The 15,948-nt window shown below is 64.9% G+C and carries 12 protein-coding genes and 1 other RNA gene; 11 read left to right on the forward strand and 2 right to left on the reverse strand.

All coding sequences use genetic code 11. The features are described from left to right. Positions 1-18 precede the first annotated feature (18 nt). An RNA gene (gene rnpB, locus C7I84_RS04380) (RNase P RNA component class A) lies at positions 19-466 on the forward strand. A 67-nt stretch (positions 467-533) separates the two neighbouring features. Here the strand turns inward: rnpB and C7I84_RS04385 are convergent. Beyond that, positions 534-1,652, reverse strand: a complete 1,119-nt coding sequence (locus C7I84_RS04385; RefSeq protein ID WP_106770918.1) for a cystathionine gamma-lyase — start codon at positions 1,650-1,652, stop codon at positions 534-536. 105 nt (positions 1,653-1,757) lie between these two features. Continuing rightward, a complete protein-coding gene (locus tag C7I84_RS29495; protein WP_120785109.1) occupies positions 1,758-5,057 on the reverse strand; it encodes a calcium-binding protein in 3,300 nt (1,099 codons plus the stop codon). A 72-nt stretch (positions 5,058-5,129) separates the two neighbouring features. On the opposite strand from C7I84_RS29495, the gene C7I84_RS29620 reads away from it, so the two are divergent. From C7I84_RS29620 to ftsW, 10 genes are all read left to right on the forward strand, one after another. Then, positions 5,130-5,354: a hypothetical protein gene (locus C7I84_RS29620; protein WP_133170056.1), complete on the forward strand. Its 225-nt coding sequence runs from the start codon at positions 5,130-5,132 to the stop codon at positions 5,352-5,354. Positions 5,355-5,769: 415 nt separating this feature from the next. Beyond that, a complete protein-coding gene (gene mraZ / locus C7I84_RS04405) occupies positions 5,770-6,234 on the forward strand; it encodes a division/cell wall cluster transcriptional repressor MraZ (protein ID WP_106770997.1) in 465 nt (154 codons plus the stop codon). Then, positions 6,231-7,241 carry a 16S rRNA (cytosine(1402)-N(4))-methyltransferase RsmH gene (rsmH, locus tag C7I84_RS04410; protein ID WP_106770922.1) on the forward strand — a complete coding sequence of 337 codons (1,011 nt, stop codon included), beginning with the start codon at positions 6,231-6,233 and terminating at the stop codon, positions 7,239-7,241. The genes mraZ and rsmH overlap by 4 nt, the downstream gene beginning before the upstream one ends. A gap of 2 nt (positions 7,242-7,243) precedes the next feature. Continuing rightward, positions 7,244-7,615 carry a cell division protein FtsL gene (gene ftsL / locus C7I84_RS04415; protein WP_106770923.1) on the forward strand — a complete coding sequence of 124 codons (372 nt, stop codon included), beginning with the start codon at positions 7,244-7,246 and terminating at the stop codon, positions 7,613-7,615. Beyond that, positions 7,612-9,330, forward strand: a complete 1,719-nt coding sequence (locus tag C7I84_RS04420) for a peptidoglycan D,D-transpeptidase FtsI family protein (protein ID WP_106770924.1) — start codon at positions 7,612-7,614, stop codon at positions 9,328-9,330. Before ftsL ends, C7I84_RS04420 begins: the two co-directional genes overlap by 4 nt. A gap of 65 nt (positions 9,331-9,395) precedes the next feature. Continuing rightward, complete coding sequence (locus C7I84_RS04425; RefSeq protein ID WP_106770998.1) at positions 9,396-10,850, forward strand: UDP-N-acetylmuramoyl-L-alanyl-D-glutamate--2,6-diaminopimelate ligase; 1,455 nt, start codon at positions 9,396-9,398, stop codon at positions 10,848-10,850. Then, positions 10,847-12,280, forward strand: coding sequence for a UDP-N-acetylmuramoylalanyl-D-glutamyl-2,6-diaminopimelate--D-alanyl-D-alanine ligase (locus tag C7I84_RS04430; RefSeq protein ID WP_106770925.1), 1,434 nt, complete (start codon positions 10,847-10,849; stop codon positions 12,278-12,280). Before C7I84_RS04425 ends, C7I84_RS04430 begins: the two co-directional genes overlap by 4 nt. Positions 12,281-12,300: 20 nt before the next feature. Continuing rightward, the gene (gene mraY / locus C7I84_RS04435; RefSeq protein ID WP_106770926.1) at positions 12,301-13,383 is read left to right on the forward strand and encodes a phospho-N-acetylmuramoyl-pentapeptide-transferase; all 1,083 of its coding nucleotides are present in this window, start codon (positions 12,301-12,303) and stop codon (positions 13,381-13,383) included. A gap of 6 nt (positions 13,384-13,389) precedes the next feature. Further along, a complete protein-coding gene (gene murD / locus C7I84_RS04440; RefSeq protein WP_106770927.1) occupies positions 13,390-14,790 on the forward strand; it encodes a UDP-N-acetylmuramoyl-L-alanine--D-glutamate ligase in 1,401 nt (466 codons plus the stop codon). Then, positions 14,790-15,947, forward strand: coding sequence for a putative lipid II flippase FtsW (gene ftsW / locus C7I84_RS04445; RefSeq protein ID WP_106770999.1), 1,158 nt, complete (start codon positions 14,790-14,792; stop codon positions 15,945-15,947). The genes murD and ftsW overlap by 1 nt, the downstream gene beginning before the upstream one ends. Position 15,948 lies beyond the last annotated feature (1 nt).

Consider the following 15,948-nt stretch of genomic DNA (forward strand, 5'->3'; position numbering starts at 1 on the left):
GCACCTTTATACGGGCGGTCAGCCGGCCGGGCGGCCGCACCCGCAAACGCCGAAAGGCCGCGGGTGAGGAAAGTCCGGGCTCCATGGAGACACGGTGCCGGTTAACGACCGGCGGGGGCGACCCCAGGGAAAGTGCCACAGAAAGCAGACCGCCCCGCCTGCACAACGGCTGCATCCGTCCGACTTCCCGGGCGGACCGGCCGCTGTGCCGGCGGGGTAAGGGTGAAAGGGTGGGGTAAGAGCCCACCGCGCTGCCGGCAACGGTGGCGGCACGGCAAACCCCACCGGGAGCAAGACCGAATAGGGATGGCGCGAGGGGAGACCCTCAGGACTGTTTCCGGTCCGGCCATCCGGGTAGGTTGCGCGAGGCGCGGAGCAATCCGCGCCCAAGACGAATGGCCGCCGCGTCCGCGCGCCGCAAGGCGCACGGGCCGTACAGAACCCGGCTTACAGGCCGGCTGACACTTTTCTAAACGGATTCAACGCGATTCCCGATCGCGTTGACAAAATGAATCAGGCGCGGACGCCGCCCGTCACGACCGGGACAGCGCGTCCAGCGACGCCTCGATCGCGCTCCAAAGCTCCTCCGTCGGCTCGCAGCCCAGGGAGAGCCGGACGAAACCCGGCGCCACCGCGTCGCCCCAGCGGGCGCGGCGCTCGGCCGAACTGTGCACCGAGCCGAACGAAGTCGCGGGCTGCAGCAAGGCGCAGCCGTCGATGAAGGCCTCGGCCTTGTCGGCGCTGTCGAGGGTCAGCCCGATGAGCGAGCCGAAGCGCAGCATCTGCGCGGCGGCGAGATTGTGCGAGGGATCGTCGGGCAGGCCGGGATAGCGCACTGCGCGGACCGCCGAATGCGCCTTCAATCGCGGCGCGATGGTCTCCGCCGATCGGCACATACGCTCGAAACGCAATTCCAGCGTCTCCAGGCCACGGTGCAGCAGCCAGGCCTCGAACGGGCCGGGAATGCTGCCGGAGAGTTTTCGCCACTCCCGTATGGACTTGAGGATTTCGGCGTCGCGGCTGGCGACGTGGCCGAACAGCACGTCGGAATGGCCGTTGGGCGCCTTGGTGTCGGCTGCGACCAGGATGTCGACGCCGAGCTCGAGCGGCCGCTGCCCGAACGGCGTCATGGTGGTGTTGTCGGCGACCACCAGGGCTCCGGCCGCATGGGCGGCGGAGGCGACGGCGGCGATGTCGCAGAGATCGAGGCCGGGATTGGACGGCGTCTCGACATAGACCAGCCGGTAGCCGTCGAAGCCGCCGTCGAGGAAGGAGGCGGTCGGGCGCAGGTCGAAGCGGACGCCGAAGCGCGACAGGAAGCGGTCGCCGAGAACCCGCGGCGTGTAATAGCCGTCACTGGGCAGCAGGATGCGGTCGCCGGCCTTCAGCAGGCCGAAGAGGACGGACGAGATCGCCGCCATGCCGGAGGGGAAGGCGACGCAGGGCGCATCCTCCAGATGCGCCAGCATCTCCTCCAGCGCTTCCCATGTCGGGTTCTCGGAACGGCCGTACTGGTGAAAATCGCCGGGCTCGCCGGGCAGGTGGAAGGTCGAGGCGAGGGTGAGGGGCAGCGGGATCGGATCGCCCTTGTCCAGCCCGCGCCTGCGCAGGTGCTGCAGCCCCGCCGCCCGTGCATTCGTCCCGTCGCTCATACCGTCCACTCCGCTGCGCCGGGTTGCAGTAGCGGGAGGCAGCGGTCGCGGCAAGTCTGACCGATGCAGATGGGCATACCAGGCGGGACACCCATGCCTGGGATATCAGACAATCACGAAATCCGCGTGGCTTAAAGCAGGTGCATTATCGAGGACGGTGAATATCACGCTCTCGCCTGCGCCATTGCCGTCAGCGTCGTAAAAAAGCCTGCCCTCGTCGATCTCGTAGATGATCCGGTGGCTGGCATCCTGCGCAGTCCCGCTGGCATTGGCGACGAACTGATCGGCCGATAGCGTGCCGGTACCCAGGATCGCATCGAAAATGGCATTGTCCAGCTGGATAGTGTCCACTGCTGTGACGAAATCTCTGATCAGGTCGACATTCGTAATTTGGCTCAGAGCGGTGTCGAACACGAAAATGTCGCTGCCGGCGCCGCCGACCACGATGTCGGTGCCGCGGCGCCCATTGATCAGGTCATTGCCATCGCCGCCCACGATAAAGTCGGCGGATGCGGCCCCGTAGAGAAAATCCGCGAATTTCGAGCCGACCAGTCCCTCGACCGAGCTGTATTTGTCTCCCGCTGCTTCGCCTGTGTTGATCGACTGATCTTCCAGGCTGGCGCGCACGCCGCTTGTTGCGGTTTCGTAGGATGCCTCGTCGTTCCCGGCTCCGCCGATAAGCAGGTCGGCACCGGTACCACCGTTCAGCGTGTCATACCCGCTGCCGCCAAAGAGCGTGTTCGCACCTGCGTTGCCTGTCAGGATATCGTCCTCCTGTGAACCAACGAGGTTCTCGATCGAGTTGTACGAATCGCCGGCTGCACTTCCGGAGTTCTGCGTGGGATCGGAGAGACTGGCGTGCACGCCGGAGGAGGCGCCGGCGTAAGATGCGGTGTCTATGCCCAGACCGCCGCTCAGGTAGTCGGCGCCGTCGTCGCCGATGAGGATGTCGTTGCCGTCGCCGCCCAACAGCTTGTCGTCGCCGTCATATGCCTTGATGGTATCGTCTCCGGCATTGCCGGCAATGGAGTTGACGCCGTGGTTGCCGTTCAGTCGGTCGGCGTAGGCGGAGCCAGCCAGATTCTCGACGGAAGAATAGGTGTCGCCGGCTGCTTCACCGGTGTTGAGCGCAATGTTGCCCAGAGCGGCAGTCACGCCCGTGGCGGCATGAAGGTAGGATGCGGTATCGATGCCCGTTCCACCATTCAAATAGTCGGCACCGAGGCCGCCGAGGAGCGTGTCGTTGCCGTCGTCGCCGCTCAGCTTGTCGCTGCCGCCCAGTCCGGCGACGACGTCATTGCCGGCATTGCCGATGATGGCGTTGACGCCGGCATTGCCTTCGAGCTGGTCGTTGAAGACCGAGCCTGACAAGTTCTCTATCGAATTGTAGGTGTCGCCTGCCGCTTCGCCGGCATTGTTCGTGGCATCCCCGAGCCTCACGACCACGCCTGCGGCAGCGCCGAGATACGAGGCGATATCGATGCCGAGGCCGCCGCTCAGATAGTCGGCACCAACGCCGCCGCTAAGGATGTCGTTGCCGTCTCCGCCGGACAGTTTGTCGCTGCCGCTGAGCCCTGCGATAACGTCGTCGCCGGCGTTGCCGAAAATAGTGTTGATGCCGGCATTGCCTTCCAGCCGATCGTCGAAGGCCGAGCCTCTCAGGTTCTCCACCGAGTTGAAAGTATCGCCCTTGGCTTCTCCGGCGTTCTTGGATGGGTCGGCGAGATTCAAACGTATCGCTGTTGCTGAGGCTTCATAGGACGCCGTGTCGGTACCGGCACCACCGCTGAGATAATCCGCGCCGACGCCGCCTGAGAGCGTGTCGTTGCCATCTCCGCCCGACAGCTTGTCGCTGCCGCCCAGTCCGGCGATGACGTCGTTGCCGGCCTCGCCGAAAATAGTGTTGATGCCGGCATTGCCTTCGAGCCGATCGCTGAAGGCGGAACTGGCGAGGTTTTCGATGGAATTGTAGGTGTCGCCTGCGGCGTCGCCGGTGTTTGTCGAGGGATCGGTGAGGCTCACGACCAAACCAGCCGAAGCATGGAGATAGCTGGCAGTGTCGATGCCGGTACCGCCGCTCAGGTAGTCCGCACCGCCGCCGCCTATCAGGGTATCATTGCCGTCGCCGCCAAAAAGTTTGTCGTCACCGACTATGCCATCGATGATGTCGTTGCCCGAGTGGCCAAGGATCGTGTTGGCCTGAGCACTGCCATACAGCCGATCACTGAACAAAGATCCATTCAGATTCTCCACAGAGAAATAGCTGTCGTCTGTGGTAATGTCGATGTCGTCCAGATCACCAAGACTTGCCACGACGCCGCTGCTGCTGTCCACATAAGAGGCGGTGTCCGTACCTAACCCTCCGTCGAGATGGTTAGAACCTGTACCCCCGATGAGCACGTCGTTGCCGCCGCCACCATTAAGAACATCGCCGCCCCCCTTTCCGTGGAGGGTGTCAGCAAATTTGGTGCCGACTATTCTGTCGAAATGAGCGGTTCCTATTAATTCAACGCCGGAAGTAGCATTTGCTGCAGAAGTATCTATTCCGCTTGGTACAGTTTTGGTCTTGGAAAAATCGAACGCACCGCCCGCCCCGACGAGCTGTATCTCCTGAATCTCATTCAAGTTTACTCTTTCAAACGACAGTAAAAATCCAATTTCTGTTGAAATAATGCCCTCTGCAATAAGTAGCTCGACGTTTTTTACCGAGTACTCTGGAATATAAGCATCGGACGCTACGAATGTATCGAATCCTTCCCCTCCATCAACGGCGCTCTTTATTGAATACGTCAAAAGAGTTGAAAACGTGTCATCGCCACTACCTCCTGCCAAATTGTCCTTTCCCTCTGAAAAATAAATTAGATCGTTTCCGTCGAAGCCATCTATATTATCATCGAAGGATGAGCCTGAAATTATGTCGTCTGCCTTTGTTGCGATTATGCCAAGCCCGTATTCTGAGTATTCGCCATCTACGCTTATTTTCTGCCCATCGGCAATCCGCGACGAAAAGTCGATGGGATTTCCATTGCTGTAAAGATTGATCCTTATGTAATTATTAGCTGTATATGAGCTAAATATTTTTTGAAACAAAGAAAGAAATTCTGTAGAAGTGCTTATACTTATTGTTGCAATATCAAGAAGTTCAACGTTCTTCACAAGAAAAAAATCGTCAGGACTGTATCTTTTGAAAAGTAATATTGTATCGGTTCCTTCTCCACCATCAACAGAAACTCGATCATTTTGATTGAATTGTCCGTACTCTCCTAGCAAAAATGTGTCATTTCCCCCTTCGCCCTTTAATGTATCAACTCCGCCGATTTTTCCTTGCACGTTGCCCTTGAACGTGTCCGCATCTGCGGTCCCGGTGATCTTGTCGTCGCCGGCGGTCAGAACATACGTTGCCATGCTTGCCCTCTCGTGCGGTCACGGTGAGCACCGGCTCTGCCGTGCTTCGCGAAATCCTGTGCCGCGACACGAATGTCCGGCAAGCTGCATCGGGTCATGGAATTGATCGCGCCTGCCTCCGGCGGCATCGGCACAGATTTGTCCCCAAACATACCCACTCTGACGTATGCCAAATACATACTGCGCAAGTCAATGTTGCATTGGAATGGATCGTTTGTTTGGCGGATGGCAGACGTTGGTCCGGAAAGATGGCGGCGCAAGCAAGATCAACGACTCCTGAAGGAATTCGGGCTCTGATAATCTGCGCAACTGCGGGTGGGTGTTCGGTCACTTTCGTTGCCTGGCTAAGAACTGGCCGGGCGGTTGTCCGCCATCCGGTTGTCTGGGCAAGCACGAGGCCGCAACCCCGCAATAACCCTTCGTTAGGCTTAATGGACGATAAAGGCGCAAGGGCCGGAAATGCCTTCGCTTCGCTGATTCCGGCTCCGGTTTCGAGATTGCTCCCGTTGACGCCCATATTGCCCCATGATATCCCATTTCGATATTCACGAAGTTGCGCGGGGAAGGGTGGCGGCGTCGATGCGTTCGGCGGCCGGCGGTGGGCTTTTGCCGCGTCCGGGCGGCTTTGCGCGCGGGATTCGGGTGCTGAGATGCGGCGGTCCGGTCGGTGGCCGCCAGGAGTGCGAGTGGGGCGCGGCGGACGTTTCGGATGATGGATCGCTTTCTGTCGAACGCCGTGAACAGGATCGATGCGAAGGGGCGCGTCTCCGTGCCGGCGCATTTCCGCGCGGTCGTGCAGAAGCGGGGCTATTGCGATCTCTATGCGCTGCGGGCGCTCGATGCGCCGGCCATGGACGTCGGCGGGCTCGACCTGCTCGACCGCTACGAGCAGCGCATCGCGCAGGAGGACCCCTTCCAGGGCGCTGCCGACGATATGTCCTTCTTCGTCCATGGCGACGGGACGTTTTTGAAGATCGACCAGGACGGCCGCATCACGATGAGCGACTTCATCCGCGCCCATACGGGCATCACGACGGAAGCGGTCTTTGTCGGTCGCGGCGCCTTCTTTCAGATATGGGAGCCGGGCCGCTTCGAGGCGCATGGCAAGGTCGTGCGGGACAGGTTGCTGAGACTCAGGCAAGTTCCGCAATCCGTTGGTGCGGGGGCGCCGGAATGATGGCGGGCCACGGCGAAGGCGACTTCGCGGTTGGCGGACCGGCCCGCCATGTTCCGGTTCTTCTCGCCGAGGTGCTGGAGGCGCTGCAGCCGGCAGCGGGCCAGGTGATCGTCGACGGCACGTTCGGCGCGGGTGGGTATACGAGGGCGATCCTCGATCGCGGCGCATCGGTGGTGGCGATCGACCGCGACCCCGACGCGATCGCCGCGGGCAAGGCGCTGGAGGCGGCGGCCGGCGGCCGGCTGAGGCTGGTCGAGGCGCCGTTCTCGTCCCTGGACGAGCATGCAGAGGCGGTCGACGGCGTCGTGCTCGACATCGGCATCTCCTCCATGCAGGTCGACCAGGCCGGACGCGGTTTCTCCTTCCGTGCCGACGGGCCGCTCGACATGCGCATGGCGCAGGCGGGCCCGTCGGCCGCCGATGTCGTCAACCGTTTCATGGCCGGCGACCTCACCCGCATCTTCGGCCTGCTCGGCGAGGAGCGGCATGCCGGCCGCATCGCCCGCATGATCGAGCGGCGGCGGGCTGAAAGGCCGTTCCTGCGCACCACGGATCTCGCCCAGTCGATCGCCGATCTCGTCGGCTTCCCGCCGCGTGAAAAGATCCATCCGGCGACCCGCGTCTTCCAGGCGCTGCGCATCTATGTGAACGACGAACTGGGCGAGCTGGCACTGGCGCTCATCGCCGCCGAGCGGGTGCTGAAGCCGGGCGGCCGGCTGGTCGTCGTCACCTTCCATTCGCTGGAGGACCGCATCGTCAAGCGCTTCATCGCCGACCGGTCCTCGGCGCCCGCCGGCTCGCGGCATCTGCCGCAGAAACACGCCGTGGTGGCGACCTTCGACAAGCGCGGCGGCGCGGTGGCGCCCGGCGAAGCCGAAATCGCCGCCAATCCGCGGGCGCGATCGGCGAAGCTGCGGGCGGCGGTCCGCACCACTGCGTCGGCGCGCCCCGCCGATCTCGGCCTGTTCGGCCTGCCGAAGCTCCCCGATCTGCGGCCAGAGAGGTAACGATGTTCCGGACAAGCGACATGGTGCTGATCGCGGTCATGGTTTCGGCCGCCGCCTTCACTTACAAGACCAAGCAGGTCGCCGAGGACCAGCTCACGCTGGTGCGCAAGCTGGAGCAGCAGATCCGCCTGGAAGAGGATTCGATCGTGCTGCTCAAGGCGGACTGGAGCCTGCTCACGCAGCCCTCGCGTCTGCAGAAGCTCACCGAGACCTATGAGGCCGACCTCAAGCTGCAGCCGACCGACGCGCGCCAGTTCGCGCGGGTCGACGAGATTCCGATCCGGCCGCTGGAAATCACGGACATCATCGGTCAGGCCTTCGACCTGCCCGACGACGGCATGGACGAAACGACGACGGGTGCGGTGCGGCAATGATGAAGTTCTGGCGCAGGAAAGCGGCCGCCGCCGCAAGCTCGACCGCCGCGATCGTCGTCGACGGTGCCCGCATGGCGACCGGCGGGCGGGCGCGGACGCGGGTCATCATGACCATGGCCGTCTTCTTCGGCATCTACGCGGCCATCGCCGGACGGCTGGTCTATTTTGGCCTGATTGAGCCAGACAACGGCTCCGGTCCGGTGGCGCGGGTCACCGCCTCGCGGCCCGACATCGTCGATCGCAACGGCCAGGTGCTGGCGACCGACATCAAGACGGCCTCGCTGTTCGCCGAGCCGCGCCGCATCGTCGACGCCGACGAGGTGATCGAAAAGCTGTCGACCGTGCTGCCCGACCTGCAGGTGGAGCAGACCTACCATAAGCTGAAGAGCGGATCGGGCTTCGTCTGGCTGAAGCGGCAGCTCACGCCGCGCCAGCAGGCCGACATCATGGCGCTCGGCCTGCCCGGCATCGGCTTCCGCACCGAGAAGCGGCGCTTCTATCCCGGCGGCCCGACCGCCTCGCACATCCTCGGCCTCACCAATATCGACAACAAGGGCATCGCCGGCCTGGAGAAGTACATCGACGACCAGGGTTTTGCCGACCTGCAGGCCACCGGTCTCGCCGTGGCCGGGGACCTGCAGCCGGTGCGGCTGTCGATCGACCTGCGTGTGCAGCACATCGTGCGCGACGAGATCGTGCGGGCGATGGAGCGTTACCACGCCATCGCCGCCGGCGCGGTCGTCCTCAACGTCAAGACCGGCGAAGTCCTGGCGATGGCGTCGGTGCCCGATTTCGATCCCAACAACCCCTTCAACGCTCTCGACAAGGACCGCCTGAACCGCATGTCGGCCGGCGTCTACGAGATGGGTTCGACCATCAAGAGCTTCACCACGGCGATGGCGCTGGATTCCGGCAAGGTGACGCTGGAGAGCCGCTTCGACGCCACCCGACCGATCACCATCGGCCGCCAGACTATCCGCGACTTCCACGGCAAGGGCAGGGTGCTCAGCGTGCCGGAGGTCTTCATCTATTCCTCCAACATCGGCTCGGCGCGCGAGGCGGACGTGGTCGGCATCGAGGGACATCGCGAGTTCCTGCACCGTCTCGGCCTGCTCGACCGCATGCAGACGGAGTTGCCGGAGGTGGCGCGGCCGACCGAGCCGAGGATATGGAAGAAGGTGCATTCGATCACCGCCGCCTTCGGTCACGGCTTCACGACGACGCCATTGCAGACCGCCGTCGGCGCAGCCGCGCTGATGAGCGGCAAGCTGCTGCCGCCGACCTTCCTGCCGCGTTCCGAAGACGAAGCTGATGCCGTCGGCCAAAAGGTCGTTTCCGACTACACGGTGGAATCGATGCGCTATCTCTACAAGCTGAACGCCACCAAGGGTTCGGGCGGTTCGGGTGCGCGGGCGCAGGTTCCCGGCTATCGCGTCGGCGGCAAGACCGGGACGGCCGAGAAGGTGGTCAACGGGCGTTACGCCAAGAACGTGCGCTTCAACGCCTTCGTGGCGGCGTTTCCCATGGACGACCCGCAATACATTGTACTCTCCGTCGTAGACGAGCCGAAACCAGAAAAGCCGGGCATGGCCGCCACGTCGGGTCTGAACGCCGCGCCGATCGTTGCCAACATCATCCGCCGTTCGGCTTCCCTGCTTGGCGTGAAGCCCGAATTCGGACAAGAAGGCGAGGCAACGCTGGTCTCGACGCAGTGATTCCCTGGCGCGCCGGCAAAGCGCGCCGTTTGTTTACGCAGGCCGCAAAGAACAACGAAGAAAAGATGAAGCTCGCCGACCTCGCCGCTGTTCTTCCCGTCGCGCCGGGCTTGCCCGCAGACCTGGAAGTGGCCGGCATAACCTCGGATTCGCGCGCGGTCCGGCCGGGAATGATCTTCGTGGCCGTGCCCGGGGTGAAGGCGGACGGCTCGGCTTTTGCCGCGGATGCCGAAGCACGGGGAGCCGTGGCGGTGATCACAGGCAGGCAGACCGCGCCGGCTCGGCTGGCCGTGCCCGTCATACCCGTGGACGACCCACGCTTGGCGCTGGCGCGGATCGCGGCGCGTTTTTACGGCCGCCAGCCGCAGACGATGGTCGCGGTGACTGGCACCAGCGGCAAGACCTCGGTCGTTTCCTTCACGCGCCAGATCTGGGAGCAGGTCGGATTTCGCGCCGCAAGCATCGGCACGACCGGCGTCATCGCGCCCGGCCGCAACGACTACGGCTCGCTGACGACGCCCGATCCGATCGCGCTGCACATGTTGCTCGCCGAGCTCGCGGCGGCCGGCGTCGACCACGCGGCGATGGAGGCCTCCAGCCACGGCCTCGTCCAGCGGCGGCTGGACGGCGTGCGGCTCGCCGCCGGCGCCTTCACCAATCTCGGCCGCGACCACATGGACTACCATCCGACCGTGGAGGATTATCTCGCGGCCAAGCTCAGGCTGTTCGACACGCTGCTGCCCAGGGGGGCGCCGGCCGTCATCTTTGCCGACGACGCCTATTCCGCCCCGACGATCGAGGCGGCGCGGGCCGCAGGCCTTGCCGTGCATACCGTCGGCCGCCACGGCGATTTCCTGACGCTGAAGCGGGTGGAGCACGAGCGCTACCGCCAGCGTGCCGAGATCGAGCATGCCGGCGTGATCCACGAGATCGACCTGCCGCTCGCCGGCGATTTCCAGATCTACAACGCGCTGGTCGCCGCCGGGCTCGCCATCGCCACCGGAACCGATGCTTCCAAAGCCCTGAAGGCGCTGGAGAAACTGAAGGGCGCACCGGGTCGCCTCGATCTCGTCGGGACGGCGGCCAATGGCGCGCCGGTCTATGTCGACTATGCCCACAAGCCCGAAGCTCTGGAGAACGTGCTGTCCTCCGTCCGGCCGTTCACCACCGGGCGGGTTATCGTGGTGTTCGGCTGCGGTGGCGACCGCGACCGCGGCAAGCGCCCGATCATGGGCGAAATCGCGACCCGGCTGGCCGACGTGACGATCGTCACCGACGACAATCCGCGCTCCGAGGTGCCGGCCGATATCCGTGCCGCCATCCTCGCCGCCGCGCCGGGCGCCATCGAGATCGGCGATCGGCACGAGGCGATCCGTGCGGCCGTCGACATGCTCAAGGCCGGGGATACGCTGATCGTCGCCGGCAAGGGCCACGAGGAGGGCCAGACCATCGGGGCGGAAACGCTGCCGTTCTCCGACCACGAGGAGGTGCGCAAGGCTCTCCGGGAGCGCGCCGCATGAGCCTGCTGTGGACGAGCGAGGAGCTGATCGCGGCGATGGACGGTCGTCCGGTCGGCGCGATGCCCGGCGGGATCGGCGGCATCTCGATCGACAGCCGCACGCTGCGGCCGGGCGATGCGTTCTTCGCCATCAAGGGCGAGGCGATGGACGGCCACGACTTCGCCACCGCCGCGATCAAGGCGGGGGCGGCCCTGCTCGTCGTGGCGCAAGGCAAGCTGCCGGCGCTCGGGAGGCTGACGGTGCCGATGATCGTGGTGCCGGACGTGCTCGTCGCCCTCGAAAAGGCGGGAATGGCGGCGCGGGCGCGAAGCAAGGCGAAAATCATCGCCGTCACCGGCTCGGTCGGCAAGACCACCACCAAGGAAGCGCTGCGGCACGTGCTGTCGGCGGCAGGCAAGGTGCATGCGTCCGACAAGTCCTTCAACAATCACTGGGGCGTGCCGCTGACGCTGGCGCGCATGCCGGCCGATTGCGACTACGCCGTCTTCGAGATCGGCATGAACCATCCCGGCGAGATCCGGCCGCTGGTGAAGATGGTGCGTCCGCATGTCGCCATCGTCACCTTGATCGCCGCCGCCCATCTCGGTTTCTTCAACAGCCTCGACGAGATCGCCCGCGCCAAGGCCGAGATCTTCGAGGGGATCGAGCCGAACGGCTACGCCCTGCTCAACCGCGACGACGGGCGCTGGAAGCTGCTGGAGCGGCTGGCGCGCGACGCCGGCGTCAAGAACGTCGTCGGCTTCGGCGAGAACGCGCGCGCCCAGGTGCGGCTGACCAAATGCGAACTCGCCGCCGACCACTCGCTGATCTCCGTCAAGATCGGCGGCAAGGAGATCGAGGCGCGGGTCGGGGCGCCAGGGCGGCACTTCGTCCAGAACGCGCTCGCGGTGCTCGGCGCGGCGCGGCTGGTCGGCGCCGACCTCAAGGCCGTTGTCGCCGCGCTGGCGGAGCTCGTTCCGGAGACCGGCCGCGGCCGGCAGCATCGGCTCGGCACGGAGAGCGGCGCCTTCACGCTGATCGACGAGAGCTACAACGCCAATCCGGCCTCCATGAAGGCGGCGATCGAGCTGCTCGAGGCGACGCCGGTTACGGCCGAAGGCCGGCGCATCGCCGTCCTCGGCGACATGCTGGAGCTCGGCAGCCACTCGGCGAAACTGCATGCCGGGCTCGCCCGGGTGATCTCGGAGACGCACACCGACATCGTGCTGATGGCCGGGCCGCAGATGAAGAACCTTGCCGACACGCTGCCCGGCGACATTCGCAAGGAATACCGCCCGAGCGTCGACGATCTGAAGCCGATCCTGCTGGACGCGGTCCGGCCCGGCGACGTGGTCATGGTCAAATCTTCCAAGGGGATCGGCTTCTCGAAGCTGGTCGAAGCGCTCCTCAACCGGTTCCCGGCGCAAGCCGGCGGCCAGAAACCAACCTGACCGCGGGCTCCGGGGGACGCATGCTCACGCTTCTCGTCAGTTTTTCCGACCATGTCTCGGTCTTCAACATCTTCCGCTACATCACCTTCCGGACTGGCGGTGCGCTGATCACGGCGGCGCTGCTGGTCTTCATCTTCGGGCCGCGCATCATCGACTCGCTGCGGATACGCCAGGGCAAGGGCCAGCCGATCCGCGCCGACGGGCCGCAGACGCATTTCAAGAAGGCCGGCACGCCCACCATGGGCGGCCTGATGATCATCTCCGGCATCGTCGGCTCGACCCTGCTGTGGGCCAACGTTACCAGCGTCTATGTCTGGGTGGTGCTGCTGGTGACGCTCGGCTTCGGCGCGATCGGCTTCTACGACGACTACCTCAAAGTGACGAAGCAGTCGCATCTCGGTCTCTCCGGCCGGGCGCGGCTCGGCATCGAGTTCGTCATCGCCGCGATTGCCGCCTGGGTGATCATGCAGAACGGCCAGGCGCCGTTCTCCTCCTCGCTCACCTTTCCGTTCATCAAGGATTTTCTGCTCAACCTCGGCTGGTTCTTCATTCCGTTCGCCTGCCTGGTCGTGGTGGGCGCAGGCAATGCGGTGAACCTCACCGACGGCCTGGACGGGCTCGCCATCGTGCCGATCATGATCGCGGCCGCCTCGTTCGGCGTCATCGCTTACCTGTCGGGCAACGCCGTGTTCGCCGACTACCTGCAGATCCACTTCGTGCCCGGCACCGGCGAGCTCGCCGTCATCCTCGGCGCGGTCATTGGGGCCGGGCTCGGTTTTCTCTGGTTCAATGCCCCGCCGGCGGCGATCTTCATGGGCGACACCGGCTCGCTGGCGCTGGGCGGCCTGATCGGCACGATCGCCGTGGCCACCAAGCACGAGATCGTGCTTGCCATCATCGGCGGGCTGTTCGTCATGGAAGCGCTGTCGGTCATCATCCAGGTCGGCTTCTTCAAGATGACCGGCAAGCGGGTGTTCCTGATGGCGCCGATCCACCACCATTTCGAAAAGCTCGGCTGGACGGAAAGCCAGGTCGTGATCCGCTTCTGGATCATCGCCGTGATCCTGGCGCTGGTCGGCCTTTCCAGCCTCAAGCTGCGGTAGCCCAGGATGATTCCAGCCCGCTCCTTTGCCGGAAAGAAGGTCGCGCTGTTCGGGCTCGGCGGCTCGGGCATCGCCACCGGCCGCGCCCTGGTCGAGGGCGGGGCGGAGGTGCTCGCCTGGGACGACAATCCGGAGAGCGTGGCGCGCGCCGAGGTCGAGGCCATCGCGGTCGGCGACCTGCGCGCCGCCGACTGGAGCGGTTTTTCCAGCTTCGTGCTGTCGCCGGGCGTGCCGCTGACCCATCCCAAGCCGCACTGGACGGTCGAGCTGGCGCGCGGCGCCGGCGTCGAGGTCATCGGCGATGTCGAACTGTTCGCCCGCGAGCGCATTGCCCAGGCACCTGCTGCGCCTTTCGTCGCCATCACCGGGACCAACGGCAAGTCGACCACCACCGCGCTCACCGCGCATATCCTGAGGTCGGCCGGCCGCGACACCCAGATGGGCGGCAATATCGGCCGCGCCGTGATGACGCTCGATCCGCTCGCCGCCGACCGCTTCTACGTGGTCGAGTGCTCGTCCTACCAGATCGACCTTGCCCCCTCGATCAACCCAACGGCCGGCGTCCTGCTTAACCTGACGCCCGACCATCTCGACCGCCACGGCACCATGCAGCACTACGCGGCGATCAAGGAGCGGCTGGTCTCGGGCAGCGACACCGCCATCATCGGCGTCGACGACATCTACTGCACCCAGATCGCGGACCGGCTGGAAAAGGCCGGCAGGCAGGTGGTGCGCATCTCCAAGCGGCTGCCGCTGCCCGACGGCTACTTTGCCGACGGCACCAGCCTGATGGAAGCGATCGACGGCCGCTACAGCCGCATCGCCTTCCTCGAGGGCATCGGCTCGCTGCGCGGCCAGCACAATGCGCAGAATGCGCTCGCCGCGGTCGCGGCCTGTCTGAAGGTCGGGCTCGATCTTGGCGAGATTCAGTCCGGGCTGGAGAGCTTTCCGGGCCTTGCCCACCGCATGGAGCAGGTGGGCCGCAAGGGCAACGTGCTTTTCGTCAACGATTCCAAGGCGACCAATGCCGATGCTTCGGCGCCGGCACTCTCCAGCTTCCCGCGCATCTACTGGATCGCCGGCGGCCTGCCGAAGGAGGGCGGCATCGAGCCGCTGCGATCCTATTTCGGCCGCATCGCCAAGGCCTATCTGATCGGCGAGGCCGCTCCCGCCTTTTCCGCGACGCTCGGCGAAGCGGTGCCTTACGAGATCTCCGGAACGCTGGCCGCGGCCGTCGAGCACGCGGCGCGCGACGCGGCGGAGGACGCGGCCGGCGAAGCCGTCGTCCTGCTTTCGCCGGCCTGCGCCAGCTTCGACCAGTTCCGCAACTTCGAGGTGCGCGGCGATGCCTTCCGGGCCGCCGTGCACGCCATTCCCGACATTGTGCCCATCGGAGGGACATGCTGATGCAGAGCAGCCGTCTGGACCGCAGCCCGGTCGCCGTCTGGTGGCGGACGATCGACCGCTGGTTCCTCGCCGCATTCCTGTCGCTGATGGGCCTGGGCATCCTGCTGTCCTTCGCGGCCAGCCCGGCGGTGGCCGAGCGCATCGGCCTCGACAGCTTCCATTTCGCCACCCGGCAGATCGTCTACATGATCCCGGCGCTGGCGGCGATGCTCGCCGTGTCCTTCCTCACGCCGCGGGAGGTCCGGCGGCTCGCCGTCGTCATGCTCGGTGGCGCGCTGCTGCTCATGGTCGCGGTGCTCTACATCGGCGTCGAGGTGAAGGGCGCACACCGTTGGGTATCGCTCTTCGGCGTGTCCGTTCAGCCGTCCGAGTTCATGAAGCCGGCCTTCGTCATCATCTGTGCCTGGCTGTTCGCGGAGAAGGCGCGCAACCCGCACATTCCCGGCAACCTGCTGGCGCTGCTGTTGCTCTGCCTCGTGGTGGCGCTGCTGGTGCTGCAGCCCGACCTCGGCCAGACGATCCTGACGATCAGCACCTGGGGCGTGATGTTCTTCATGGCCGGCATGCCATGGTTCTGGATCATCGGCATCGGCTCCCTGGCGGTCGTGGGCGTGTTCGGCGCCTATGTGACCTTCGACCATTTCGCCGGCCGCATCGACCGCTTCCTGACCGGCGAGGGCGACAGGTATCAGGTGGATATGGCGCTCGACGCGTTGCTCAACGGCAGATGGTTCGGCGTCGGTCCGGGCGAGGGCGTCTACAAGAAGATGATCCCGGACAGCCATGCCGATTTCGTGTTCGCGGTGGCCGGCGAGGAATACGGATTGATCATGTGTTTCCTAATCATGGCGCTGTTCGCCTTCGTGGTGCTTCGGGGCTTGAAAACGGCGCTGAGGGAGCAGGACGATTTTACCCGCTATGCCGTGTCCGGCCTGGTCGCCGTGTTCGGCTTCCAGTCGATCATCAACATGGGCGTGAACCTGCAGATGATGCCGGCCAAGGGCATGACGCTGCCCTTCATCTCCTATGGCGGCTCGTCGCTGATCGCAGTCGCCGTGTCGATGGGCATGGTGCTGGCGCTGACGCGCAAGAAGCCTGAAGGGCGCAAGCGACCCGGGATCGCCATGATGGCGCGGCACGCTCTGCCCGCCGAATAGC

The organism is Kumtagia ephedrae, from assembly GCF_003012745.1.
GTDB classification, from domain to species: Bacteria; Pseudomonadota; Alphaproteobacteria; order Rhizobiales; family Rhizobiaceae; genus Kumtagia; species Kumtagia ephedrae.